21 protein-coding genes are annotated in these 20,174 nt (G+C 66.2%); 15 read left to right on the forward strand and 6 right to left on the reverse strand.

Annotation, left to right across the window (positions count from 1 at the left end):
• The first annotated feature begins 176 nt into the window (after nt 1–176).
• Nucleotides 177–839 carry a methyltransferase domain-containing protein gene (locus QOD90_RS25055; RefSeq protein WP_526354149.1) on the forward strand — a complete coding sequence of 221 codons (663 nt, stop codon included), beginning with the start codon at nt 177–179 and terminating at the stop codon, nt 837–839.
• A gap of 33 nt (nt 840–872) precedes the next feature.
• Here the strand turns inward: QOD90_RS25055 and ychF are convergent, their stop codons facing one another.
• On the reverse strand, nt 873–1,946 hold the full coding sequence (gene ychF / locus QOD90_RS25060; RefSeq protein WP_526354151.1) for a redox-regulated ATPase YchF: 1,074 nt from the start codon (nt 1,944–1,946) through the stop codon (nt 873–875).
• 84 nt (nt 1,947–2,030) lie between these two features.
• Here ychF and QOD90_RS25065 point away from each other — a divergent pair, with 84 nt between their 5' ends.
• Complete coding sequence (locus tag QOD90_RS25065) at nt 2,031–3,197, forward strand: DUF6542 domain-containing protein (RefSeq protein WP_526354153.1); 1,167 nt, start codon at nt 2,031–2,033, stop codon at nt 3,195–3,197.
• On the opposite strand, the gene QOD90_RS25070 is transcribed toward QOD90_RS25065, so the two are convergent.
• Entirely contained in the window at nt 3,194–4,198 is a 1,005-nt protein-coding gene (locus QOD90_RS25070; protein WP_526354155.1) for a 4-hydroxy-3-methylbut-2-enyl diphosphate reductase, read from the reverse strand. The two genes, QOD90_RS25065 and QOD90_RS25070, sit on opposite strands and share 4 nt — an antisense overlap.
• Nucleotides 4,199–4,264: 66 nt before the next feature.
• Here QOD90_RS25070 and QOD90_RS25075 point away from each other — a divergent pair, with 66 nt between their 5' ends.
• The 10 genes from QOD90_RS25075 (at nt 4,265) to QOD90_RS25120 (ending at nt 14,103) form a co-directional block, all read left to right on the forward strand.
• Nucleotides 4,265–4,831: a lipid droplet-associated protein gene (locus QOD90_RS25075; RefSeq protein WP_526354157.1), complete on the forward strand. Its 567-nt coding sequence runs from the start codon at nt 4,265–4,267 to the stop codon at nt 4,829–4,831.
• Between the two features lie 80 nt (nt 4,832–4,911).
• Nucleotides 4,912–6,150 carry an exodeoxyribonuclease VII large subunit gene (xseA, locus tag QOD90_RS25080; RefSeq protein WP_526354159.1) on the forward strand — a complete coding sequence of 413 codons (1,239 nt, stop codon included), beginning with the start codon at nt 4,912–4,914 and terminating at the stop codon, nt 6,148–6,150.
• A complete protein-coding gene (locus QOD90_RS25085) occupies nt 6,137–6,349 on the forward strand; it encodes an exodeoxyribonuclease VII small subunit (RefSeq protein WP_526354161.1) in 213 nt (70 codons plus the stop codon). Before xseA ends, QOD90_RS25085 begins: the two co-directional genes overlap by 14 nt.
• A gap of 62 nt (nt 6,350–6,411) precedes the next feature.
• On the forward strand, nt 6,412–7,494 hold the full coding sequence (locus QOD90_RS25090; protein WP_526354163.1) for a 3-beta-hydroxysteroid dehydrogenase: 1,083 nt from the start codon (nt 6,412–6,414) through the stop codon (nt 7,492–7,494).
• A 95-nt stretch (nt 7,495–7,589) separates the two neighbouring features.
• On the forward strand, nt 7,590–9,140 hold the full coding sequence (locus QOD90_RS25095) for an arylsulfatase (protein ID WP_526354165.1): 1,551 nt from the start codon (nt 7,590–7,592) through the stop codon (nt 9,138–9,140).
• Nucleotides 9,141–10,031, forward strand: a complete 891-nt coding sequence (locus tag QOD90_RS25100) for an HAD family hydrolase (RefSeq protein WP_526354167.1) — start codon at nt 9,141–9,143, stop codon at nt 10,029–10,031. It abuts the gene before it with no gap.
• Between the two features lie 45 nt (nt 10,032–10,076).
• Nucleotides 10,077–11,024 carry a formylglycine-generating enzyme family protein gene (locus QOD90_RS25105; protein WP_526354169.1) on the forward strand — a complete coding sequence of 316 codons (948 nt, stop codon included), beginning with the start codon at nt 10,077–10,079 and terminating at the stop codon, nt 11,022–11,024.
• A gap of 37 nt (nt 11,025–11,061) precedes the next feature.
• On the forward strand, nt 11,062–12,129 hold the full coding sequence (locus QOD90_RS25110; protein WP_526354171.1) for an NAD-dependent epimerase/dehydratase family protein: 1,068 nt from the start codon (nt 11,062–11,064) through the stop codon (nt 12,127–12,129).
• Nucleotides 12,093–12,875 carry an SDR family NAD(P)-dependent oxidoreductase gene (locus QOD90_RS25115; protein ID WP_526354173.1) on the forward strand — a complete coding sequence of 261 codons (783 nt, stop codon included), beginning with the start codon at nt 12,093–12,095 and terminating at the stop codon, nt 12,873–12,875. The genes QOD90_RS25110 and QOD90_RS25115 overlap by 37 nt, the downstream gene beginning before the upstream one ends.
• Nucleotides 12,876–12,891: 16 nt before the next feature.
• Nucleotides 12,892–14,103, forward strand: a complete 1,212-nt coding sequence (locus QOD90_RS25120) for an AI-2E family transporter (protein ID WP_526354187.1) — start codon at nt 12,892–12,894, stop codon at nt 14,101–14,103.
• Here QOD90_RS25120 and QOD90_RS25125 read toward each other — a convergent pair.
• Nucleotides 14,078–14,911 (reverse strand): dienelactone hydrolase family protein, encoded by an 834-nt coding sequence (locus QOD90_RS25125; RefSeq protein ID WP_526354175.1) that lies wholly within the window; start codon nt 14,909–14,911, stop codon nt 14,078–14,080. The two genes, QOD90_RS25120 and QOD90_RS25125, sit on opposite strands and share 26 nt — an antisense overlap.
• Before the next feature lie 8 nt (nt 14,912–14,919).
• Nucleotides 14,920–15,612, reverse strand: a complete 693-nt coding sequence (locus tag QOD90_RS25130; RefSeq protein ID WP_526354177.1) for a DUF4245 family protein — start codon at nt 15,610–15,612, stop codon at nt 14,920–14,922.
• Here QOD90_RS25130 and glpX point away from each other — a divergent pair.
• Genes glpX through QOD90_RS25145 form a run of 3 tightly spaced genes read left to right on the forward strand, consistent with a single transcriptional unit; the run spans nt 15,611 to nt 18,558 of the window.
• Entirely contained in the window at nt 15,611–16,639 is a 1,029-nt protein-coding gene (glpX, locus tag QOD90_RS25135; RefSeq protein WP_526354179.1) for a class II fructose-bisphosphatase, read from the forward strand. The two genes, QOD90_RS25130 and glpX, sit on opposite strands and share 2 nt — an antisense overlap.
• Before the next feature lie 56 nt (nt 16,640–16,695).
• Nucleotides 16,696–18,111 (forward strand): class II fumarate hydratase, encoded by a 1,416-nt coding sequence (locus QOD90_RS25140; RefSeq protein ID WP_526354181.1) that lies wholly within the window; start codon nt 16,696–16,698, stop codon nt 18,109–18,111.
• 30 nt (nt 18,112–18,141) lie between these two features.
• Nucleotides 18,142–18,558: a nuclear transport factor 2 family protein gene (locus tag QOD90_RS25145; protein ID WP_526354188.1), complete on the forward strand. Its 417-nt coding sequence runs from the start codon at nt 18,142–18,144 to the stop codon at nt 18,556–18,558.
• A 7-nt stretch (nt 18,559–18,565) separates the two neighbouring features.
• Here QOD90_RS25145 and QOD90_RS25150 read toward each other — a convergent pair whose 3' ends face one another.
• On the reverse strand, nt 18,566–18,895 hold the full coding sequence (locus tag QOD90_RS25150) for a hypothetical protein (protein WP_526354183.1): 330 nt from the start codon (nt 18,893–18,895) through the stop codon (nt 18,566–18,568).
• A 7-nt stretch (nt 18,896–18,902) separates the two neighbouring features.
• A partial coding sequence (locus QOD90_RS25155) for a GMC oxidoreductase (RefSeq protein WP_526354185.1) occupies nt 18,903–20,174 on the reverse strand: 1,272 nt, incomplete at its 5' end.

Genomic DNA, 20,174 nt, shown 5'->3' on the forward strand with positions numbered 1-20,174 from the left:
CCACGCTCGACGCATGCGAACGCGGACCGCACCCGTAGCCGACCTATACGTTGAACCGGAACTCAACTACGTCACCGTCGGCGCCACGTCACCACGCTAGACATTGTTCCTCTGCCGACCGGACGCCTCTGTCGCCTGCGCTCCCGTCACTTCATCCAATAAGCCGTGCTGCATCAGTGTCCGTGCTCTACGGTCGTCGGATGGGGGTCCGGGACACCGTCATGGCGGGTATTGCCAAGCAGCTCGGTCATCCAATTGGTCTGCGTGGGCGGCTGGTTGGTGCGGCGCTCAATCGGGGCAACCGGCGCTTCGTGAGCGCCGCCGCGCTGGCGCTGCAACCCGATGAAGCATCGGCGCTGGCCGATGTCGGATTTGGTGGCGGCGTGGGGCTGAAATTCCTGCTTGACAGTGTCGGTCCGTCGGGCAGTGTTCATGGTGTCGAGGTGTCGGAGACGATGCTCAGCCAGGCCGCAGGGCGATACCGCCGCGACATCGCAACCGGGCGGCTGTCTTTGCATTCCGGGTCCATCACGCAGCTGCCCTTTGCCGATGGCGCATTGGACGGCGTCATCACCGTCAACACCATCTATTTCGTCGCGGAGCTCGACAGAGCGTTCCGAGAACTTGCCAGGGTGATGAATAGCCGGGGTCGACTCGTCGTCGGACTGGCCGACCCCGATGTGATGGCAAAACTGCCATTCACGGGACACGGGTTTCATCTCCGTCCGGTGCCGGACGTCATCGACGCGTTACGCAGCACCGGCCTCACAGTCGAACACCGTCAGATCAGTGAAGACGCCAACGCACCGCACCTGCTGATCGCCCACGCCGTCGCATAAACGTCGCGAATGACCTGGGTGACCTCGACCGGCCTACACGTTGAACCGGAACTCCACCACGTCACCGTCGACCATCACGTAGTCCTTGCCTTCGATGCGGACCTTGCCCGCCGACTTCGCCGCGGCCATCGAACCAGCGGCGACCAGGTCGTCGAAGGAGACGATCTCGGCCTTGATGAAGCCCTTCTCGAAGTCGGTGTGGATGACGCCCGCCGCCTTGGGCGCGGTGTCGCCGCGGTGGATGGTCCACGCCCGCGACTCCTTGGGCCCGGCCGTGAGGTACGTCTGTAGCGCCAGGGTGTGGAAGCCCGCGCGCGCCAACGCATCCAGGCCCTTCTCGGTCTGACCGATCGACTCGAGCAACTCCGCGGCCGACTCGTCGTCGAGCTCCTGCAGCTCGGCCTCTATCTTCGCGTCGAGGAAGACCGCGTCGGCAGGCGCCACCAGCTCGCGCAACTCCGCCTTCTTGGCCTCGTCGGTCAACACCGACTCGTCGGCGTTGAACACATAGAGGAACGGCTTGGTCGTCATCAGGTTCAGTTCGCGCAGCAGCGAGGCATCGGCACCCGCCGCGAACAGAGTGGTGCCACCGTCGAGCGTCGTCTGCGCGGCCACCGCCGCTTCGTGAACCGGCTTGCGGTCCTTGTTGTTCCGCGCTTCCTTCTCGAGCCGCGGCACCGCCTTCTCCAGCGTTTGGAGATCGGCGAGGATCAGCTCGGTCTCGATGACTTCGATGTCGGACTTGGGGTCGACCTTGCCGTCGACGTGTACGACGTCGTCGTCGGCGAACACCCTGACCACCTGACAGATGGCGTCGCACTCGCGGATGTTGGCCAGGAACTTGTTGCCGAGCCCGGCCCCCTCCGACGCGCCCTTGACGATGCCCGCGATGTCCACGAACGTCACCGGCGCAGGCACGGTCTTCTCCGAGGAGAAGATCTCGGCCAGCTTGTCGAGCCGCGGATCCGGCAGCGCGACCACACCCTCATTCGGCTCGATGGTGGCGAAGGGGTAGTTGGCGGCGAGCACGTCATTGCGCGTCAACGCATTGAAGAGCGTCGACTTGCCGACGTTGGGTAATCCGACGATTCCGAGGTTGAGGCCCACGGAGAGAACAGTCTAGGGGTCGGCCATGGGCGCGCCAGCGCGCGCTGTCAGCGCTCCGTGCGCCATTGCCGGTACGGTCGACGTGTGTCAGGACTGCGTGGACGGTCGGCGGTGGCCGCCGACCAACGATCGGCGCTGCCTCGCGTCCCCGGAATCCCCTGGTGGGCGGCCGCGATATTGGCAGCCACCGTGACCGCCATCGGCGTCGCCTTCGACGCTGGGAGCGGCGAGAATGCCCTCGGCGGGGTCTTCGCGACGTGCTACGTACTCGGTTGCATTGCCGCGGTCGTTGCGGTTCGTCAATCCGGTGTCTTCACGGCGGTGATCCAGCCCCCGCTCATCCTGTTCGTCGCCGTCCCCTTCGCCTACTTCGTCTTCCACGGCAGCACGTTCACCGGGATCAAGGACACGTTGATCAACTGCGGTTATCCGTTGATCGAACGCTTCCCGTTGATGTTCTTCACCGCTGCGACCGTGCTGTTGATCGGCATGGTCCGCTGGTATCTGGGTGCGGCGGCCAGACGGGCCACCCCGAAGGACGCCGAGCCAGCGTCCGACGCACCGGACGAGGTGGCGTCGACCACCAAGGCAGCCCGCACGAGCACCAAGGCGCGCCGCAGCACGACAGCACGCACCACCGGGGCAACCGCGGCGGCCGCCAGTGCGATGGACGACGAGGCGCCGCGCGCACCGCGCCGGACCTCCAGAACCGCTGCCACCGGCTCCCAGCGGTCGACGGGGGCAGCCGCGGCCACGGGTTCCAGGCGCGCCTCGCGGCACTCGCGCCCGCCGGAGACCGAGATCATCGAACCGGTGCCGCCACGGCCTCGCAGGCGCAACACCCCTCCGGTCGAGCCACCCGCCGAGCCGCGGCGTCGTACCCGCGCAAGTGATCCGGGCGATCGGGAACCGCGGGACCCACGCGAGCGCAGGCCGCTGCCACCATTGGACCGCCGAAGCAGCCAAGAGCGACCGGAGCGGGATCGCTACGACCGACCCCAGCGGCGCGACCGCCCTGACGCCCATGACCGGGCCGAGCGGCCGGAACGTCCCCAGCGGCGGCCGCGCTCAGCCGACTACGAGCCGTATGAGCCGCCGGCCAACCGGACCAATGGAAGCAACGGCACCCATCACCCGATCTCACGGGTGCGTTACCGCGGGGCGGACGACGGTGAGTCGAGGACCGAGCACCGCTCGCGACCACGTCAGCCAAGGCATTCGGCTCCCGATTCGTGGGAGTACGACGTCTAGGCGTTGCGCTTGGGCCGAATCGCGCGAGGCAGGGTGAACACCAGCGTCTCGTTGGCGGTCGTCACGGGCTGTACCGTGCCGAAGCCGTACTCGGCCAGCCGTTCCAGCACGCCGCGCACCAACACCTCGGGCACCGATGCGCCGGACGTCACGCCGACGGTCGTCACGCCGTCGAGCCAGTCGGGATCGATGTCCTCGGCATAGTCCACCAGGTGGGCGGCGTTGGAGCCTGCGCCGAGGGCCACCTCGACCAATCGCACCGAGTTCGACGAGTTGCGCGAGCCCACCACGATCACCAGCTCGCACTCCGGCGCCATCGCCTTGACCGCGACCTGGCGGTTCTGGGTGGCGTAGCAGATGTCGTCGCTCGGCGGATCCTGCAGATTGGGAAAACGCTCGCGCAGCCGCTTGACGGTCTCCATCGTCTCGTCGACGCTCAGCGTGGTCTGCGACAGCCAGATGACCTTGTTCTCGTCGCGCACGGTGACGTTGTCGACCGATGCGGGGCTGTCGACGACCTGGACGTGGTCGGGCGCCTCACCGGCCGTGCCGACGACCTCCTCGTGGCCCTCGTGGCCAACCAGCAGGATGTCGTAGTCGTCACGGGCGAAGCGCTTCGCCTCGTTGTGCACCTTGGTGACCAGCGGGCAGGTGGCGTCGATGGTGAGCAGGTTCCGCTCGGCGGCCTCCACGTGCACCGTCGGCGCCACTCCGTGTGCGGAGAACACCACGATGGCCCCCTCGGGAACCTCGCTGGTCTCCTCGACGAAGACCGCGCCCGCCTTGGCAAGGGATTCGACGACGTGCACGTTGTGCACGATCTCGTGGCGCACGTACACCGGAGCGCCGTGCTTCTCCAGCGCCCGCTCGACGGTTTCGACCGCGCGATCGACGCCTGCGCAGTACCCGCGGGGTTCGGCCAGCAGCACGCGCTTGCCTTCGACCGGCGCGACAACCGACCGGGTCGCACCCGGCATACCCATGTTGATCGTCTCCGGCATGCCTCCAAGGGTACTTACCCGCGGCCTTACAAGACCAGCCGACGCAGCGCCCGTACTCTTGCACGCATGGCTACTGCACCATATGGAGTCCGTCTGCTGGTCGGCGCCGCGGTGACCGCGCTGGAGGAAACTCGCAGGCTGCCGCAGACCGTCATCACCTACCCGATGACCGTCGTCAGCCAGCTCGCGCAACTGATCATGAAGATGCAGCAGGACGTCGCAGACCTGGTGAACCGGGGCGACGAGACGCTGGACCAGCTGTTTCCACCCAAGGACGAGCAACCCGAGTGGGCGACGTTCGACGAGGACGGCGACGACGCGGAGCCCGATGACGACGTCGACGACGAGCCGCGCAACGGCGAACGCCTCACCGAGGGCAGGTTCGCCCTGTTCAGCACCGGCGAACCGGAGACGCGCGACGACAAACCCGAGACCAAGCCGGCCGCGTCCGCACCCGGTGTCGTCGCAGAACTCGACTACGAAGCGCTGACGCTGGCCCAGTTGCGGGCCAGGCTGCCCTCCCTGAAGGTCCCCGACCTCGAGGCGCTGCTGAGCTACGAGGAATCGACCAAGGCGCGCGCTCCGTTCCAGACGCTGCTGGCCAACAGGATCACCCGCGCGACTGCCAAATGACCACGGCCAGCCGCCCCGGTGACCCACCCCGTCGCTTCGCTCGCCCCGCGGACCCACCCCGTCGCTTCGCTCGCCCCGCTGTGACCGAACCCGCGCAGGGCAAGTCCCCCGACAATCCGTGGCCGGTTCGTTCCGTCGCCATGATGGTCAAGGACTGGATCGACAAGCTCGGCACCGTGTGGATCGAGGGCCAGATCGCCCAGCTGAACGTTCGACCGAACTCCAGCACCGCCTACATCACCCTGCGCGATCCGGCCGCCGACATGTCGCTGCAGATCACGTGCCCTCGAGACCTGGTCTACAACGCGCCGGTGAAGCTCGCCGAGGGCACGCAGGTGATCATGCACGGCCGGCCGAACTTCTTCGTGGGCCGCGGGTCGTTCTCGCTGCGGGTCAACCAGATCCGGGCCGTCGGGATCGGTGAACTGCTGGCCCGCATCGACCGCCTTCGCAAGCTGCTGGACGCCGAGGGGCTCTTCGATCCTCGCCTCAAGAGACCGATCCCGTTCCTGCCCAACACCGTTGGCTTGATCACGGGCCGCGCGTCCGCAGCGGAGAAGGACGTCATGTCCGTCGCCGAAGCCCGTTGGCCTGCGGTGCGCTTCGCGTTGCGCAACACCATCGTGCAGGGCCCCAGTGCGGTGGCTCAGATCGTCGACGCCCTAAGGGATCTCGACGGCGACCCCAACGTCGACGTCATCGTGCTGGCCCGCGGCGGCGGCAGCGTCGAGGATCTGCTGCCCTTCTCCGACGAGACGTTGTGCCGTGAGATCGCGAAGTGCACGACGCCGGTGGTCAGTGCCATCGGCCACGAACCCGACAACCCGTTGTGCGATCTGGTCGCCGACCTGCGGGCCGCCACCCCTACCGACGCGGCCAAGCGAGTCGTTCCCGATGCGGCGGCGGAACAGGCCGGGGTGGCTGATCTGCGTGGGCGCAGCGCCAGGGCCCTGCGCAGCTGGGTGCATCGCGAGCAGCGCACGCTGACGCAGCTCCGCAGCCGGCCCGTGCTGGCCCAGCCGTTGGCCGCACTCACCGCGCGAGGCGAGGAGATTCACCGCGCCAGGGCAACCGCCCGCCGAGACGTCACCCGGCTGGTCGATGCCGAAACCAGGAGCGTCGGCCATCTGTCGGCGCGACTTGCCACACTGGGACCGGCAGCCACCCTGGCGCGGGGCTATGCGGTGGTTCAGGTCGTCTCCGATTCGATGACGGTGCTGAGGTCGACGGCGGACGCCCCCGCAGGGACCCGGCTCCGCATCCGCGTCGCCGATGGCGCGGTAACCACGGTCAGCGAGGGGTCAGATGAAGCCCATTAGTCAATTGGGATACGAAGAATCCCGCGACGAGCTGATGGAGGTGGTGCGCCAACTCGAGGAGGGCGGCCTTGACCTCGACGCCTCTCTGCAGCTCTGGGAAAGGGGCGAGGAACTGGCCAAACGCTGCGAACAGCACCTCGAGGGGGCCCGCCTGAAGGTCGAGAAGGCGCTTGCCTCCCGTGACGACGAAGAAGCTTGACTCTGGAACCAGTTGACCCATAGGGGGTCGAAACTGGAACACGTTTCAGTTATCCTCGCTGCATGGGTGACTCAACGCTGACCACTGAACTCGGCCGCGTGCTAGTGACCGGCGGCTCCGGTTTCGTCGGCACCAACCTCGTGACGGAGTTGCTGAAGAGCGGCCACCAGGTCCGCTCCTTCGACCGGGCGCCGTCGCCACTCCCCCCGCACGACCGACTCGAGACCGTCGTGGGCGACATCACCGACGACACCGACGTCGCTCACGCCGTCGAGGGCATCGACACCGTGATTCACACCGCGGCGGTCATCGACTTGATGGGCGGAGGTTCCGCGCCGGCACGCGAGCGCAGCTTCGCCGTCAACGTCGGCGGCACCAAGACCCTCGTCCACGCGGCGCAGGCGGCCGGCGTGAAGCGATTCGTCTACACCGCGTCCAACAGTGTGGTGATGGGCGGCCAGAGCATCACCGGCGGTGACGAGACCCTGCCCTACACAACGCGATTCGCCGACCTCTACACCGAAACCAAGGTGGAGGCCGAGAGGTTCGTGCTTGGTCAAAACGGCAAGGACGGCCTGCTCACCTGCAGCATCCGGCCGAGCGGCATCTGGGGCCGCGGCGACCAGACCATGTTCCGCAAGTTGTTCGAAAGCGTCCTTAAGGGCCACGTCAAGGTGCTGGTCGGCAGCAAGGACGTGAAACTCGACAATTCATACGTGCACAACCTGATTCACGGTTTCATCCTCGCGGGTCAGCATCTCGTGCCAGGCGGCTCAGCCCCTGGCCAGGCATACTTCATCAACGACGGCGAGCCGATCAACATGTTCGAGTTCTCCCGACCGGTGATCGAGGCATGCGGTCACAGCTGGCCGAAGTTCCGGGTGTCGGGACGGCTCGTCCACACGGTGATGTCGGTGTGGCAGTGGCTGCACTTCCGCTTCGGTCTGCCCCAGCCGTTGCTGGAACCCCTTGCGGTGGAACGCGTTTACCTGGACAACTACTTCTCCACCGCCAAGGCCGAGCATGACCTGGGCTACCGTCCGCTGTACACCACCGAAGCCGCCATGGCCCATTGCCTTCCGTACTACACCGACTTGTACGCCCAAATGAAGGGCGCGGCGTCGCCAGTCCCTGCGCCCGCGTAAATATCCGCTGAGAAGATGGCGCAAGCGCTGACAGGGTTGGGCACACCCGAATAGCGTTGCTCCCGCACGGTTCGATTCGAGCGAGGGAGCACGGCATGCCAGGCGGAAAGCCCAACATCCTCGTCATCTGGGGCGATGACATCGGGATCACCAATCTCAGTTGCTACAGCGACGGGATCATGGGCTATCGCACGCCCAATATCGACCGCATCGCCAGCGAGGGCATGCGGTTCACCGACTCCTACGGCGAGCAAAGCTGTACGGCGGGGCGCGCGGCATTCATCAGCGGGCAAAGCGTGTACCGCACCGGCATGAGCAAGGTCGGCGTGCCCGGTGTCGACATCGGCTGGGCGGCCGAGGATCCCACCATCGCCGAGTTGCTAAAGCCACTGGGCTACGCCACCGGCCAGTTCGGCAAGAATCACTTCGGCGATCTGAACAAGTACCTGCCGACCGTGCACGGGTTCGACGAGTTCTACGGCAATCTCTATCACCTCAATGCCGAGGAAGAGCCCGAGCAGGTCGACTACCCGCACAAGGACCAGTTCCCCCGGCTGCACGAGCTGGCGCTGCCCCGCGGCGTGATGGACTGCAAGGCCACCGAAGAGGTGTCGGGAGAGCCCGACGACGAGAAGTTCGGCCCAGTCGGCAAGCAGACGATCGTGGACACCGGCCCGCTGAGCGCGAAGCGGATGGAGACCATCGACGACGACATCGCCGCCCGCACCGTCGACTACATCAAGCGCCAGCACGGGGCGGACACGCCGTTCTTCGTCTGGTGCAACTTCACCCATATGCACCTCTACACGCACGTGAAGGCCGAGAGCAAGGGACAGGCCGGCTTGTGGCAGTCGGAGTACCACGACGCGATGATCGACCACGACAAGAACGTCGGCACGGTGCTCGATGTGCTCGACGAACTCGGTATCGCCGACGACACCATCGTCATCTACTCCACCGACAACGGTCCCCACCGCAACACCTGGCCAGACGCGGGCACGACGCCGTTCCGCAGTGAGAAGAACACCAACTGGGAGGGCGCCTACCGGGTGCCGGAGTTGATCCGTTGGCCAGGAAAGATCAAGGCGGGCAGCGTTTCCAACGACATCATCCAGCACCACGACTGGCTCCCAACGCTGCTCGCCGCGGCCGGCGACCCCGACGTAGCCGACAAGCTGAAGAAGGGCTTCAAGGCAGGGGCCGACGGAGACACCGAGTACAAGGTGCACATCGACGGATTCAATCTGTTGCCATATCTGATGGGCGAAGTCGAGCACAGCCCGAGGCGCGGGTTCTTCTACTTCAACGACGACGCGGAAATGGTCGCGATGCGGTTCGAGAACTGGAAGATCGTGTTCGCCGAGCAGCGCTGCCAAGGCACGCTGCGAATCTGGGCCGAGCCATTCACGGAGCTGCGGGTGCCGAAGCTGTTCAACCTTCGCACCGACCCGTTCGAGTACGCCGACATCACGTCGAACACCTACTACGAGTGGTTCCTGCGGCGTGACTTCTTCGTCCTCTACGCTACCGCGATGGCATCGGCATTCCTCGACACGTTCAAGGAGTTTCCGCCCCGGCACCCACCCGCCAGCTTCAGCATCGATCAGATCGTGAAGAAGCTCGACGCATTCCTTGCGGCGGACTAGATGCTCACTACCTGGAATGCCGGTCCGACGAAGTCGGCGATCGTCGACTTCGTCGCTCGCGTCACGACCGAGGGCCCGGATTACGTTGCCCCAGAAGCACGTATCGCAGTGTTCGACAACGACGGCACCCTGTGGTGCGAGAAGCCGATGTACGTGCAGTTGGACTTTCTGATCCGCCGTTTCGCCCAACAGGCGACCGAAGATCCGTCGCTTGCCGCCAAACAGCCGTACCAGGCCGCCGCAACGGGTGACCTGAAGTGGTTCGGCGATGCCGTCACCAAGCACTATCAGGGTGATGACACCGGTTTCAAAACCATGCTGGCCGCAATACTTTCGGCCCACAGCGACATCACGGTCGATCAACACGCCGACCGCGTCACGGCCTTCTTCGCCGAGGCGAAGCACCCGACCCTTGGCCTGCCCTACACGGCAGTGGGGTACGCACCGATGGTCGATCTCTTGCGCTACCTGGAGGCCAACGGCTTCACCAACTACATCGTTTCCGGGGGCGGTCGGGACTTCATGCGGCCGATCACTTCGGCGATGTACGGCATCCCGCCAGAACGGGTAGTCGGCAGCTCGGTCGGACTCGTCTACCGCGACAACGACGTGCACACCACCGATCAACCGGAGTTCCTCGACGACGGGCCGGTCAAGCCAGTGCGGCTGTGGAGCAGGATCGGTCGGCGCCCGATCTTCGCGGCGGGAAACTCCAACGGCGACATCGAGATGCTGGAGTTCACCCGTGGTCTGCGCCTCTTGGTTCTTCACGACGACGCGGACCGCGAATTCGACTACGTGGCAGGCGCGGAGAAGGCGTTGGCACAGGCTGCGACGGACGGGTGGACCGTCGCCAGCATGAAGTCCGACTGGACGACCGTCTTTGCCTGACAACTCCATTCAGATAGCGCTCACAGTCGCGGACGGCACCGATTCGTGACCGCCAGCGCTATCTCGACGGCCAACGGCGATCTGGTCTGGATCCCGCCGCAGACCGCAGTCCTGGGTTCCGACGCGCACTACGCCGAGGAGGGGCCCACCCACGCGGTCACCGTCGACGGCTTCTGGATGCAGCGTCATCAGGTGACCAACGACGACTTCGCCGCATTCGTCGACGCCACCGGCTACGTCACCGTCGCGGAGCGGCCACTCGACCCCGACGACTACCCGAACGCACCGCCGGAGAACCTGCAACCCGGGTCGATGGTCTTCCACCGCACCCCCGGCCCCGTCGACCTCCGGCAGCTGAACCAGTGGTGGACGTGGACGCCCGGCGCCTGCTGGAACCACCCCCGCGGACCGCGGTCGTCGGTGCGGGGCCGCGAGCGGCATCCCGTCGTGCACGTCGCATTCGACGACGCCGCCGCTTACGCCGACTGGGCGGATCTGGCGCTGCCGACCGAGGCACAGTGGGAGGTCGCGGCCCGTGGTGGACTCGACGGCAAGGTCTACACCTGGGGCGACGAGCCGGAGGTCTCGGGTCAGAAACTCGCCAACTACTGGCATGGCGAGTTCCCGTATCTGCCCGACACCGGCTACGGCACCACCCAGCCGGTCGGAAGCTTCGCGGCCAACGACTACGGCCTCTTCGACATGGCGGGCAACGCCTGGGAGTGGACCACCGACTGGTGGGCCGACACCACGGCAATCGAATCATGCTGTGCGGCAGATAGTTACGATCCCGTCCAGCCACAGTTCAAGATCGGCCGCAGGGTCGTGAAGGGCGGTTCGTTCCTGTGCGCGGACAGCTACTGCCTGCGCTACCGCCCCTCCGCACGCCGCCCACAGATGGTCGACACCGGAATGAGCCACATCGGATTTCGCTGCATCCGGACCGGTGTGACGCCGGCCAGTGCTGGTGAAGACCTCCCGTCTAGGCAATGATGCCTGCAACACGTTCCAGTTCCGATGAGGGAGTTACATGACGGACGCCGTACTCGTGACGGGTGCCTTCGGGCTGGTGGGGTCCTCGACCGTGAAGCGGCTCGCCGCCGACGGACGCCGGGTGGTGGCCACCGACCTCGACATCCCGGCCCATCGAAAGGCCGCCGAGAAACTGCCATCCGGAGTCGAGGTGCAGTACGCCGACCTCACCGACCCCGCCGCAGTCGACGCGCTGGTCACGGGCATCGCCCCGGCAGCCATCATCCATCTGGCCGCGATCATCCCGCCATTCATCTACATGCGTAAGGGGCTCGCGGAGAAGGTCAACGTCGGTGCCACGGCACACCTATTGGCGGCCGCCGCGAAGCAGCCCAGCCCGCCGCGGTTCGTGCAGGCGTCCAGCATTGCGGTGTACGGAGCACGCAACCCGCACACGCATCCCGACCCCCTCACCGCCGACACCCCCGTCAACCCCGCCGACGTCTACGGTGCGCACAAGGCGGCGGCCGAGAAGCTGGTCCGCGCGTCGTCACTGGACTGGGTCATCCTGCGGCTCGGCGGCGTGCTGACCGTGGATCCGGCGGCATACATGAAGTTGGACAACCTGTACTTCGAGGGACTGCTCCCCGTCGACGGCCGGCTTCAGACCGTCGACGTGCGGGACGTGGCCAGGGCGTTTGCGGTCGCCACCACCGCCGACGCGGTCGGCGAGACCCTGCTCATCGGCGGCGACGACACCCACCGACTGATTCAGGGCGACGTGGCTCCCGCGATGGCAGCGGCGATGGGACTGGTCGGCGGTCTGCCCACCGGACTGAAGGGCAACCCGGACAGGGACGGTGACTGGTTCAACACCGACTGGATGGACACCACGCGTGCACAGGAAGTGCTTGGCCACCAACATCATTCGTGGCCAGAAATGCTCATCGAGACCGCCAACAAGGCCGGTATGCGCCGCCACCTGCTCCGCATCGCAGCACCGCTGACGAAGGCCATCTTCACCCGTCGCGCCGCCTACTACGGCCGCACCGAACCCTATGCCGACCCGTGGGGCGCGATCGCCGACAAATGGGCCGATCCTCGACCCGAGGAGAGCACACCGTGAGCACCGCGATCGTCGTCGGCGGAGCGTCGGGCATCGGCTGGGCCTCTGCGCAGGCACTGGCCGCCGACGGGTATCGGGTCGTCATCGCCGACCTGAACCTCGAGGGTGCGCGCAACCGTGCGGCGACACTGGGCGACCCACACCGTGGGGAGTTCGTCGACGTCAGCGACGAAGCTTCGGTGGCAACGCTTTTCGAGCAGACCGGGGCGGTCGACGCGGTGGTCAGCTGCGCGGGATTCTCGAACATCGGTCTGATCGTCGACTTGGCCGTCGACCAGTTCCGGTCGGTCATCGACGTCTGCCTGACGGGTGCGTTCATCGTCGCCAAGTACGCGGGCCGGCATCTCGTCGACGGCGGATCGCTGGTGTCGATCTCGTCGCTGAACGGTCGCCAGCCCGCGATCGGGATGAGCGCCTACTGCTCGGCGAAGGCCGGACTGTCGATGCTGACCCAGGTCGCCGCCCTCGAACTCGCACCGCGCGGCATCCGGGTCAACGCCGTCGCGCCGGGCTTCGTGCACACCCCGCTCACCGAGGGCGCTGCAATGGTCCCCGGCGTCGTCGAGGAGTACGTCGAGAACACGCCGCTGGGCCGGGCAGGCACGCCGGAGGACATCGCCGAGGCCGTGCTGTTCCTGACCAAGGCACAGTGGCTCACCGGCGAGGTGCTCGATCTCAACGGCGGCGCCCACATGAAGCGATACCCCGACATCATCGGCCACGTGATGAAATTGGCAGCGCCGTAGGCTCATTCCCGTGATCATGAAGACGGAGTTCACCCAAACCCAGAAGCAGGCTCTGGCCATCGCGACCATCGTCGCCCTGGCGTTCGGCGCGTACTTTCTTCGCGGCTACTTCATGTTGATCGTCGTGGCGGCCGTCACGACCTATCTGTTCAACCCGCTCTTCGACTGGTTCCTCAGGCGTTTCAGCCGAGGCCTGTCGGTGACGTTCACCCTGCTGGCGGCGATCTTCGCGGTGATCATCCCACTGGGTCTGCTCGTCCTGCTGGCGGTGGTGCAGATCAGCGCGATGATTCGCAGTGTTTCGGCCTGGGTGTCTCGGACCGACCTCAGCTCGCTCGGCGATCAGGCGCTGAAGTGGGTCAACGATGCCGTCGACAAGATTCCCTTCCTCGCCAACGTGAACGTGACGCCAGAACTCCTGCAGGAGCGGATGGCCACCGTCGCGCAGAGTGGAGGCGAGTACGCCCTTGGGTTCCTGCAAGGCGCCGCAGGCGGACTCGCGGGTGGCCTCACCGCGGCAGTGCTGTTCATCTACGTGTTCATCTCACTGCTCTCCAACCGCGAGGGCGTGCAGACGCTCATCCGCAAGCTCAACCCGCTTGGCGAGGAGGTCACCGACCTCTACCTGGAGAAGATGGGCGCGATGGTGCGCGGTGCGGTGTTCGGCCAGTTCGTCATCGCCCTCGCCCAGGGACTGGCGGGTGCGGTGTCGATCTACCTGGCCGGCTTCCACGAAGGTTTCTTCATCTTCGCGATCCTGCTCTCTGCGCTCTCGGTGATCCCACTCGGCGGCGGCATCGTGAGCATCCCGTTCGGCATCGGAATGATCCTGTTCGGCAACGTCTTCGGCGGCATCTTCGTCATCGCCTGGCACCTGATCGTGGTGACGAACATCGACAACGTCTTGCGGCCGATCCTGATCCCTCGGGCCGCCCGGCTGGATTCCGCGCTGATGCTGCTGGCCGTCTTCGCGGGCATCACGATGTTCGGGTTCATGGGAATCATCATCGGGCCGGTGTTGATGATCGTCATCGTCACGACCATCAGCGTCTACCTCGCGGTGTTCAAGGGCGTACCGATCGACGAGCCCGAGGACGATCACCACGACAAGGAGCCGGGGCCGGTCGCACGCCTCATCGAGAAGGCACGTAAGCGACTTTGGGCTCGGCGTGACGAAGCGCGCCGGAAGGCGCAGAGCGCGACTACGCCGCGACCAGTCGCTCCTTGAGGAACGCGACGACCCGCTTGCGCGCCTCGTAGGCCGGGTGGCCGTCGACTTCGCGGACCTCGAGGGTCAGCACCGAGTGGGCCATCTTCCCGAACGCATGCTCGTTGCCCTTCTTCGAGCTGATCTCGATGACCTCGAAGGCATCGCCGAGGCGCGCCTTGAGGGTCTTGAAGCGCGCGCCCGGCGATAGGGGGTCCTCGCTGAAACGCAGCGCCAGCGCGCACAGGCCCTCGTCGGCAACCCGGCGTTCGACGATCTTCAACTCGGCTTCGGAAAGGCCCGGATCTGCCCTCTGCTTCGCCGTCAGCCCGATCGGCAGCGACGGTTGGCTCAGCACGGGGGCCAGCACGCTGTCGTCCACGGCCGCCGCCAGGGCGAAGCCACCGCTCCAGCACTCGCCGATGACGCCGACGCCCTTGCCAGGCGTCCGCTCGTTGAGGTCACGGGCCAACGCGCGCAGGTAGTGGGCGATCGGACGATCGGCGTTGGTCGCGAAGGCCGCGAACTCCTTTGCGACACAGCCGCGCAGCATCACCGGCACCGCACCCGGCCGGACACCCTTGGCTCCCGGGGTGCCGTAGAGCGACGGCGCGGCCACGGTGAACCCGTTGTCCACCAAGTGGTTTCCCAGCGCCAGCACACCGGGATGGAGTCCGGGCATCTCGGGGATCAGCACCACACCAGGGCCCTCGCCCTTGCGGTAGACGTCGTAGGTGAACCCCTCGGCGGTGAACGGCGCGACCGCCCAGCCGGTCAGGTCGGCCTCTGGAGCCGCCCCGGCGGCGACATCCGGCTTGCGTGAGGTCATCGATACTCCTAGCGGATGGGCAGCGGCGACTGCGACTGCGTGGCCGCTGCCAGCGTACGGTACTCGTCCGTACCCGCGGGGCCGGTCACGGCGATCTGCGCCGGACCCGTCGGCCCATTCAACCGAGTCGTCCACACCGGTCGGGAGTCCTCGCCGCCCTCGTAGACGATCCACCGCACGCCGTTCACGTCCTCGGTGCCCGCAGGCGCCAGCTCGGTGTCGATCGACCTGATGAGGCTCTGTTCGTCGGCGTCGCTCTGCGTCAAGCTGATGAACATCCCCGTCGGCGCCAGGAAGCCGGTGCGGGAAATGACGGCCCTGGCGGGCTTGCCTCCCGCGTCGGTCCTGCCACCGTCGATGCTGGCGCGCGAACCCGAGTTGGCATGCCAACCGTCGGGCAGTCGGGGCAACCGGATCGGGATCTTCAGCGTCTCGGCGTCGGCCTTCAGCGCTGCCGGCGTGTCATAGGGTAGGACAGGGCCCTGACCTGGACCGTTCGGCGCGAACGAACACATTCCGAGGACCCCCGCCAGCACGATGCACGCCAGAATTAGCGGTGCCATCGACCAGAACATGTCGCGACCGTCCTGCAGGAGCCGTGACTTCGCCGGCGTCGGTTCCGGAGCCGGCTGGGGTGTGGTCACTCCGCCAGTATCCCAGCTCCCAAACTCCGAACCGCTAATGGGAGAATCTGCAGCCATGACACCATCGCGACGCGAAGCCCCGGATCGCAACCTAGCCCTCGAGTTGGTGCGGGTGACCGAAGCAGGCGCGATGGCCGCCGGGCGCTGGGTGGGCCGCGGCGACAAGGAGGGCGGCGACGGGGCAGCCGTCGACGCCATGCGCGAACTGGTGAACTCGGTGTCGATGCGCGGCGTCGTCGTCATCGGTGAGGGCGAGAAGGACAACGCCCCGATGCTCTACAACGGCGAAGAGGTCGGCAACGGCGACGGGCCGGACTGCGACTTCGCCGTCGACCCGGTCGATGGCACCACCTTGATGAGCAAGGGCATGCCCAACGCGATTTCCGTGCTCGCGGTCGCCGAGCGCGGCGCCATGTTCGACCCGTCGGCGGTGTTCTACATGAACAAGATCGCCGTCGGCCCGGACGCCGTCGACGTCATCGACATCACGGTGCCCATCGGCGAGAACATCAGGCGGGTCGCCAAGGTGCGCAACTCCTCGGTCGCCGACATCACGGTCTGCGTGCTCGATCGGCCACGACACACCCAGCTGATGGCCGACGTCCGGGAGGCCGGCGCCCGCATCCGGTTGATCTCGGACGGCGACGTGGCTGGCGCCATCGCGGCCTGCCGACCCGGTTCGGGCACCGACATGTTGGCCGGCATCGGTGGCACACCGGAGGGCATCATCACCGCGGCGGCCATCCGCTGCATGGGCGGCGCCATCCAGGCCGTGCTGGCTCCCACCGATGACGCCGAGCGGCAGAAGGCCATCGACGCGGGCCACGATCTGGACCGGGTGCTGATGACCGAGGATTTGGTGTCCGGGGAGAACGTCTTCTTCTCCGCGACTGGCGTCACCGACGGGGACCTACTCCAGGGCGTCCGTTACTTCGGCGGCGGCTGTACCACCCAGTCGATCGTCATGCGCTCCAAGTCCGGCACCGTCCGCATGATCGAGGCCTACCACCGACTCTCGAAGCTCAACGAGTACTCCGCGGTCGACTTCACAGGTGACCTGACCGCCGCCTACCCCTTGCCGTAACCCCCTTGCCGTAAACCCCCGCCACACCCGCCACATCACCGACGAACAGGGAGCAGATGTCCGCCGACAGAGTTGTCGAGACCGAATACCGCATCGAGCACGACACGATGGGCGAAGTGCGCGTGCCCGTCGCCGCGCTGTGGCGGGCGCAAACCCAACGGGCCGTCGAAAACTTCCCGATCTCGTTCCGGCCGTTGGAGCGCACCCAGATTCGTGCGCTCGGCCTGCTCAAGGGTGCCTGCGCGCAGGTGAACAAGGACCTCGGCCTGCTGGACCCCGCCAAGGCCGATGCCATCATCGCCGCGGCCGCCGAGATCGCCGACGGCCAGCACGACGACCAGTTCCCCATCGACGTCTTCCAGACCGGGTCGGGCACCAGCTCGAACATGAACGCCAACGAGGTCATCGCGGGTATCGCGGCAGCCAACGGCGTGACCGTGCACCCGAACGACGACGTGAACATGTCGCAGAGCTCCAATGACACCTTCCCAACGGCCACTCACATCGCCGCAACGGAAGCCGCTGTGCGGCACTTGATTCCGTCGCTCGAGGTGCTGCACGAGTCGCTGGCCAACAAGGCCAGGCAGTGGCGCACCGTGGTCAAGTCCGGTCGCACGCACCTGATGGACGCCGTGCCGGTGACGCTCGGCCAAGAGTTCGGCGGCTACGCCCGCCAGGTGGAGGCGGGCATCGAGCGGGTCAAGGCAACGCTCCCCCGCCTCGGCGAACTGGCCATCGGCGGCACCGCCGTCGGTACCGGCCTGAACGCACCCGACGGATTCGGCGCGAAGGTCGTCGACGTATTGGTGGACCAGACCGGGATCGCCGAATTGCGGACGGCCGCTGACTCATTCGAGGCGCAGGCCGCGCGCGACGGTCTGGTCGAGGCGTCCGGTGCGCTGAAGACCATCGCGGTGTCGCTGACCAAGATCGCCAACGACGTGCGCTGGATGGGGTCCGGGCCTCTCACCGGTCTCGGCGAGCTGCAGCTGCCGGATCTGCAGCCGGGTAGCTCGATCATGCCGGGCAAGGTCAATCCCGTTCTGCCCGAGGCTGTTACGCAGGTCGCCGCGCAGGTGATCGGCAACGACGCTGCCGTCACCGTTGGCGGTCTCTCGGGTGCCTTCGAGCTCAACGTCTACATCCCGATGATGGCGCGCAACGTGCTCGAGTCGTTCACGCTGCTGGCAAACGTGTCGAAGTTGTTCGCCGAGAAGTGCATCGACGGCCTCATCGCCAACGAGCAGCACCTGCGTGAGCTGGCGGAGTCGTCGCCGTCGATCGTGACGCCGCTCAACTCGGCGATCGGCTACGAAGAGGCCGCGAAGGTCGCGAAGGAAGCACTCAAGGAGCGCAAGACGATTCGCCAGACGGTCATCGACCGCGGCCTGATCGGCGACAAGCTCTCCGAGGCGGAACTCGACAAGCGCCTTGACGTGTTGAAGATGGCCAAGGTCAAGGACGGCGACTAGCGCGGGGCGGCGTCGAGCGACGGGTTCCGGATCCGCGTCGGCGTCACCGACCTGCTGACGACCTACCGGTACCTCGCCGACACCGGCAAGGTCGAGAGGCTCGCGCAGCTGTTCGCTCCCGACGGCGTTCTCGAGATCGGCGGCGACACCTACGTCGGCGTCGACGGCGTGCTCGGGTTGTTCCGTTCCACCAGTGAACGATTCACCGACCCTGACTTCCTGCCCGCCCGTCACCATCTGAGCTCGATCTACGTCGAGCCGCTACCCGACGGGAGCGCAAAGGCCTATTCGTGCTTTCAATTCATCGGCACGCGTGGGCTGGACCACTGGGGAACCTACCGCGACGTCGCCACGCAAACCGATGATGGCTGGCGCTTCGAACACAGGCGGGTGATCACCGAGGGGTTCGCGCCGGGGTCGCATCTGGCTCCGCCGCCAGCCATGTGATGCCCGGTCATCGCTGAAACCTCTCGGCCACTGTCGGATTGCGTACGGCGAATGCCGCTGTGAGTCGCTGGGCGGGAATTCCGGCTTGGTGACAGACTTCGGCGACGACGTCTGCCGAATCTGCGGTGAAGACTCCGAACACGACTTCATCGGCGGGTACCGCAAGCATGGCCAGGAGTTTGACTGGTGCGCTCTCGCCGACAGTCGCCGCACTGGCTTCGAGTGTGTTTACGGTGTGTTTGAGGACGTCCTCGGCGAGCTCGAGCCGATACCACTCGACGAGATAACGCCCCCGTGCCGCTGGCGGGTCGAGCCGTCCGGCCACCTCGATACTCATCTCCGGCTCACGACAGGGCCACGATCGGCAGCCGAAGCGCACCCGGTGCGCTCGCAGGCACAACGGGCTGACGCGGCGGGACCGGCGCGACCGGCCGATACACGGAACCAAGCTTCGGGCGCGGATCCTGCTCGCCCTTGTTGGGCCAGAACGCAATTGCGCGCTCAGATTGAGCAGTGATGGTCAGCGACGGATTGACGCCCAGGTTGGCGGTGATCGTCGAGCCGTCGATGACGTGGAGACCGGGGTAGCCGTACAACCGCTGATACGGATCGACGACGCCGGTGTCGGCTGAGTCGCCGATGGGGCAGCCACCAATGAAGTGCGCCGTCATCGGCTTGTTGACGATGTCGCCGATGCTGCCGCGTGGATCTCCACCGATCTTCTTGGCGGCGCGGCGGGCGATGTCGTTGGCTACCGGAATCCAATTGGGGTTAGCCTCGCCGCTGCCCTGCCTGCTGGTCATCTTCATGCCGAACATCCCCCGCTTCAGATACGTGGTGAGCGAGTTGTTGAGGTCTTGCATGACGAGAAACACGACCGTCCGCTCCGAGGAGCGGCGGACATTGAAGCCGCGCACGAACGCGATGGGGTGACGGAGGTTGGTCAGTAGCCACTTAACGAGTCGGTGCCTGTCGCCGTCAATCAACGTCGTGCCGAACATCAGTGCAACCGTGTTGCTGCCCTTGCCGTAGCGGAATGCCTCGACGTGGGTGTTCGCGTCCGGGTGAATCGACGACGTCCCGACGATGCCCTCCGCGAAATCGGTACGCGTACGGGACGTCGCCACGGGCATCGCCTCGGAATTGGTCCTCGACAGCTCACCGAGTCGTAGCGAGATGCGCGGCAGTGATCCACTGGAACGCAACCGATGCAACAGGTTCTGCGTTCCCAGCGCGGCGGCGGAGAACACCACCTGGTCGGCGGTGAACGTCCGGCGCTCCTTTCGGACCCACCTTCCGCTGCGGGCGGTCTCGATCTGGTAGCCGCCGCCGGGGCGCTCCCGCACGTCTATCACCCTTGTCATCGAATGGATTTGTGCGCCAGCCTGTTCGGCGAGATAGAGATAGTTGCGTTCCATGGTGTTCTTGGCGTTGTTGGGACATCCGGTCATGCACTGGGCGCAGAAGATGCAGCCCGCGCGATCAGGACCCACGCCCCCGAAGTAGGGGTCCGATACTGTCTTGCCCGGCTCACCGAAGAACACCCCCACCTCGGTGGGGTGGAAGGTGTGGCCGACCCCCAGATCGTCGGCCACCGCCTTCAGTACCTTGTCGGA

The sequence above is a fragment of the Mycobacterium sp. genome, from assembly GCF_032161845.1.
In the GTDB taxonomy this organism is placed as follows: domain Bacteria; phylum Actinomycetota; class Actinomycetes; order Mycobacteriales; family Mycobacteriaceae; genus Mycobacterium.

Bases quoted from the DNA above. Each gene is read 5' to 3' on its own strand.
- QOD90_RS25070 (WP_526354155.1), bottom strand. From the start codon at position 4,198: ATGCCGGAGACGATCAACATGGGTATGCCGGGTGCGACCCGGTCGGTT.
- QOD90_RS25075 (WP_526354157.1), top strand. From the start codon at position 4,265: ATGGCTACTGCACCATATGGAGTCCGTCTGCTGGTCGGCGCCGCGGTG.
- QOD90_RS25085 (WP_526354161.1), top strand. From the start codon at position 6,137: ATGAAGCCCATTAGTCAATTGGGATACGAAGAATCCCGCGACGAGCTG.
- QOD90_RS25090 (WP_526354163.1), top strand. From the start codon at position 6,412: ATGGGTGACTCAACGCTGACCACTGAACTCGGCCGCGTGCTAGTGACC.
- QOD90_RS25095 (WP_526354165.1), top strand. From the start codon at position 7,590: ATGCCAGGCGGAAAGCCCAACATCCTCGTCATCTGGGGCGATGACATC.
- QOD90_RS25100 (WP_526354167.1), top strand. From the start codon at position 9,141: ATGCTCACTACCTGGAATGCCGGTCCGACGAAGTCGGCGATCGTCGAC.
- QOD90_RS25110 (WP_526354171.1), top strand. From the start codon at position 11,062: ATGACGGACGCCGTACTCGTGACGGGTGCCTTCGGGCTGGTGGGGTCC.
- QOD90_RS25115 (WP_526354173.1), top strand. From the start codon at position 12,093: ATGGGCCGATCCTCGACCCGAGGAGAGCACACCGTGAGCACCGCGATC.
- QOD90_RS25120 (WP_526354187.1), top strand. From the start codon at position 12,892: ATGAAGACGGAGTTCACCCAAACCCAGAAGCAGGCTCTGGCCATCGCG.
- QOD90_RS25125 (WP_526354175.1), bottom strand. From the start codon at position 14,911: ATGACCTCACGCAAGCCGGATGTCGCCGCCGGGGCGGCTCCAGAGGCC.
- glpX (WP_526354179.1), top strand. From the start codon at position 15,611: ATGACACCATCGCGACGCGAAGCCCCGGATCGCAACCTAGCCCTCGAG.
- QOD90_RS25130 (WP_526354177.1), bottom strand. From the start codon at position 15,612: ATGGCTGCAGATTCTCCCATTAGCGGTTCGGAGTTTGGGAGCTGGGAT.
- QOD90_RS25140 (WP_526354181.1), top strand. From the start codon at position 16,696: ATGTCCGCCGACAGAGTTGTCGAGACCGAATACCGCATCGAGCACGAC.
- QOD90_RS25150 (WP_526354183.1), bottom strand. From the start codon at position 18,895: ATGAGTATCGAGGTGGCCGGACGGCTCGACCCGCCAGCGGCACGGGGG.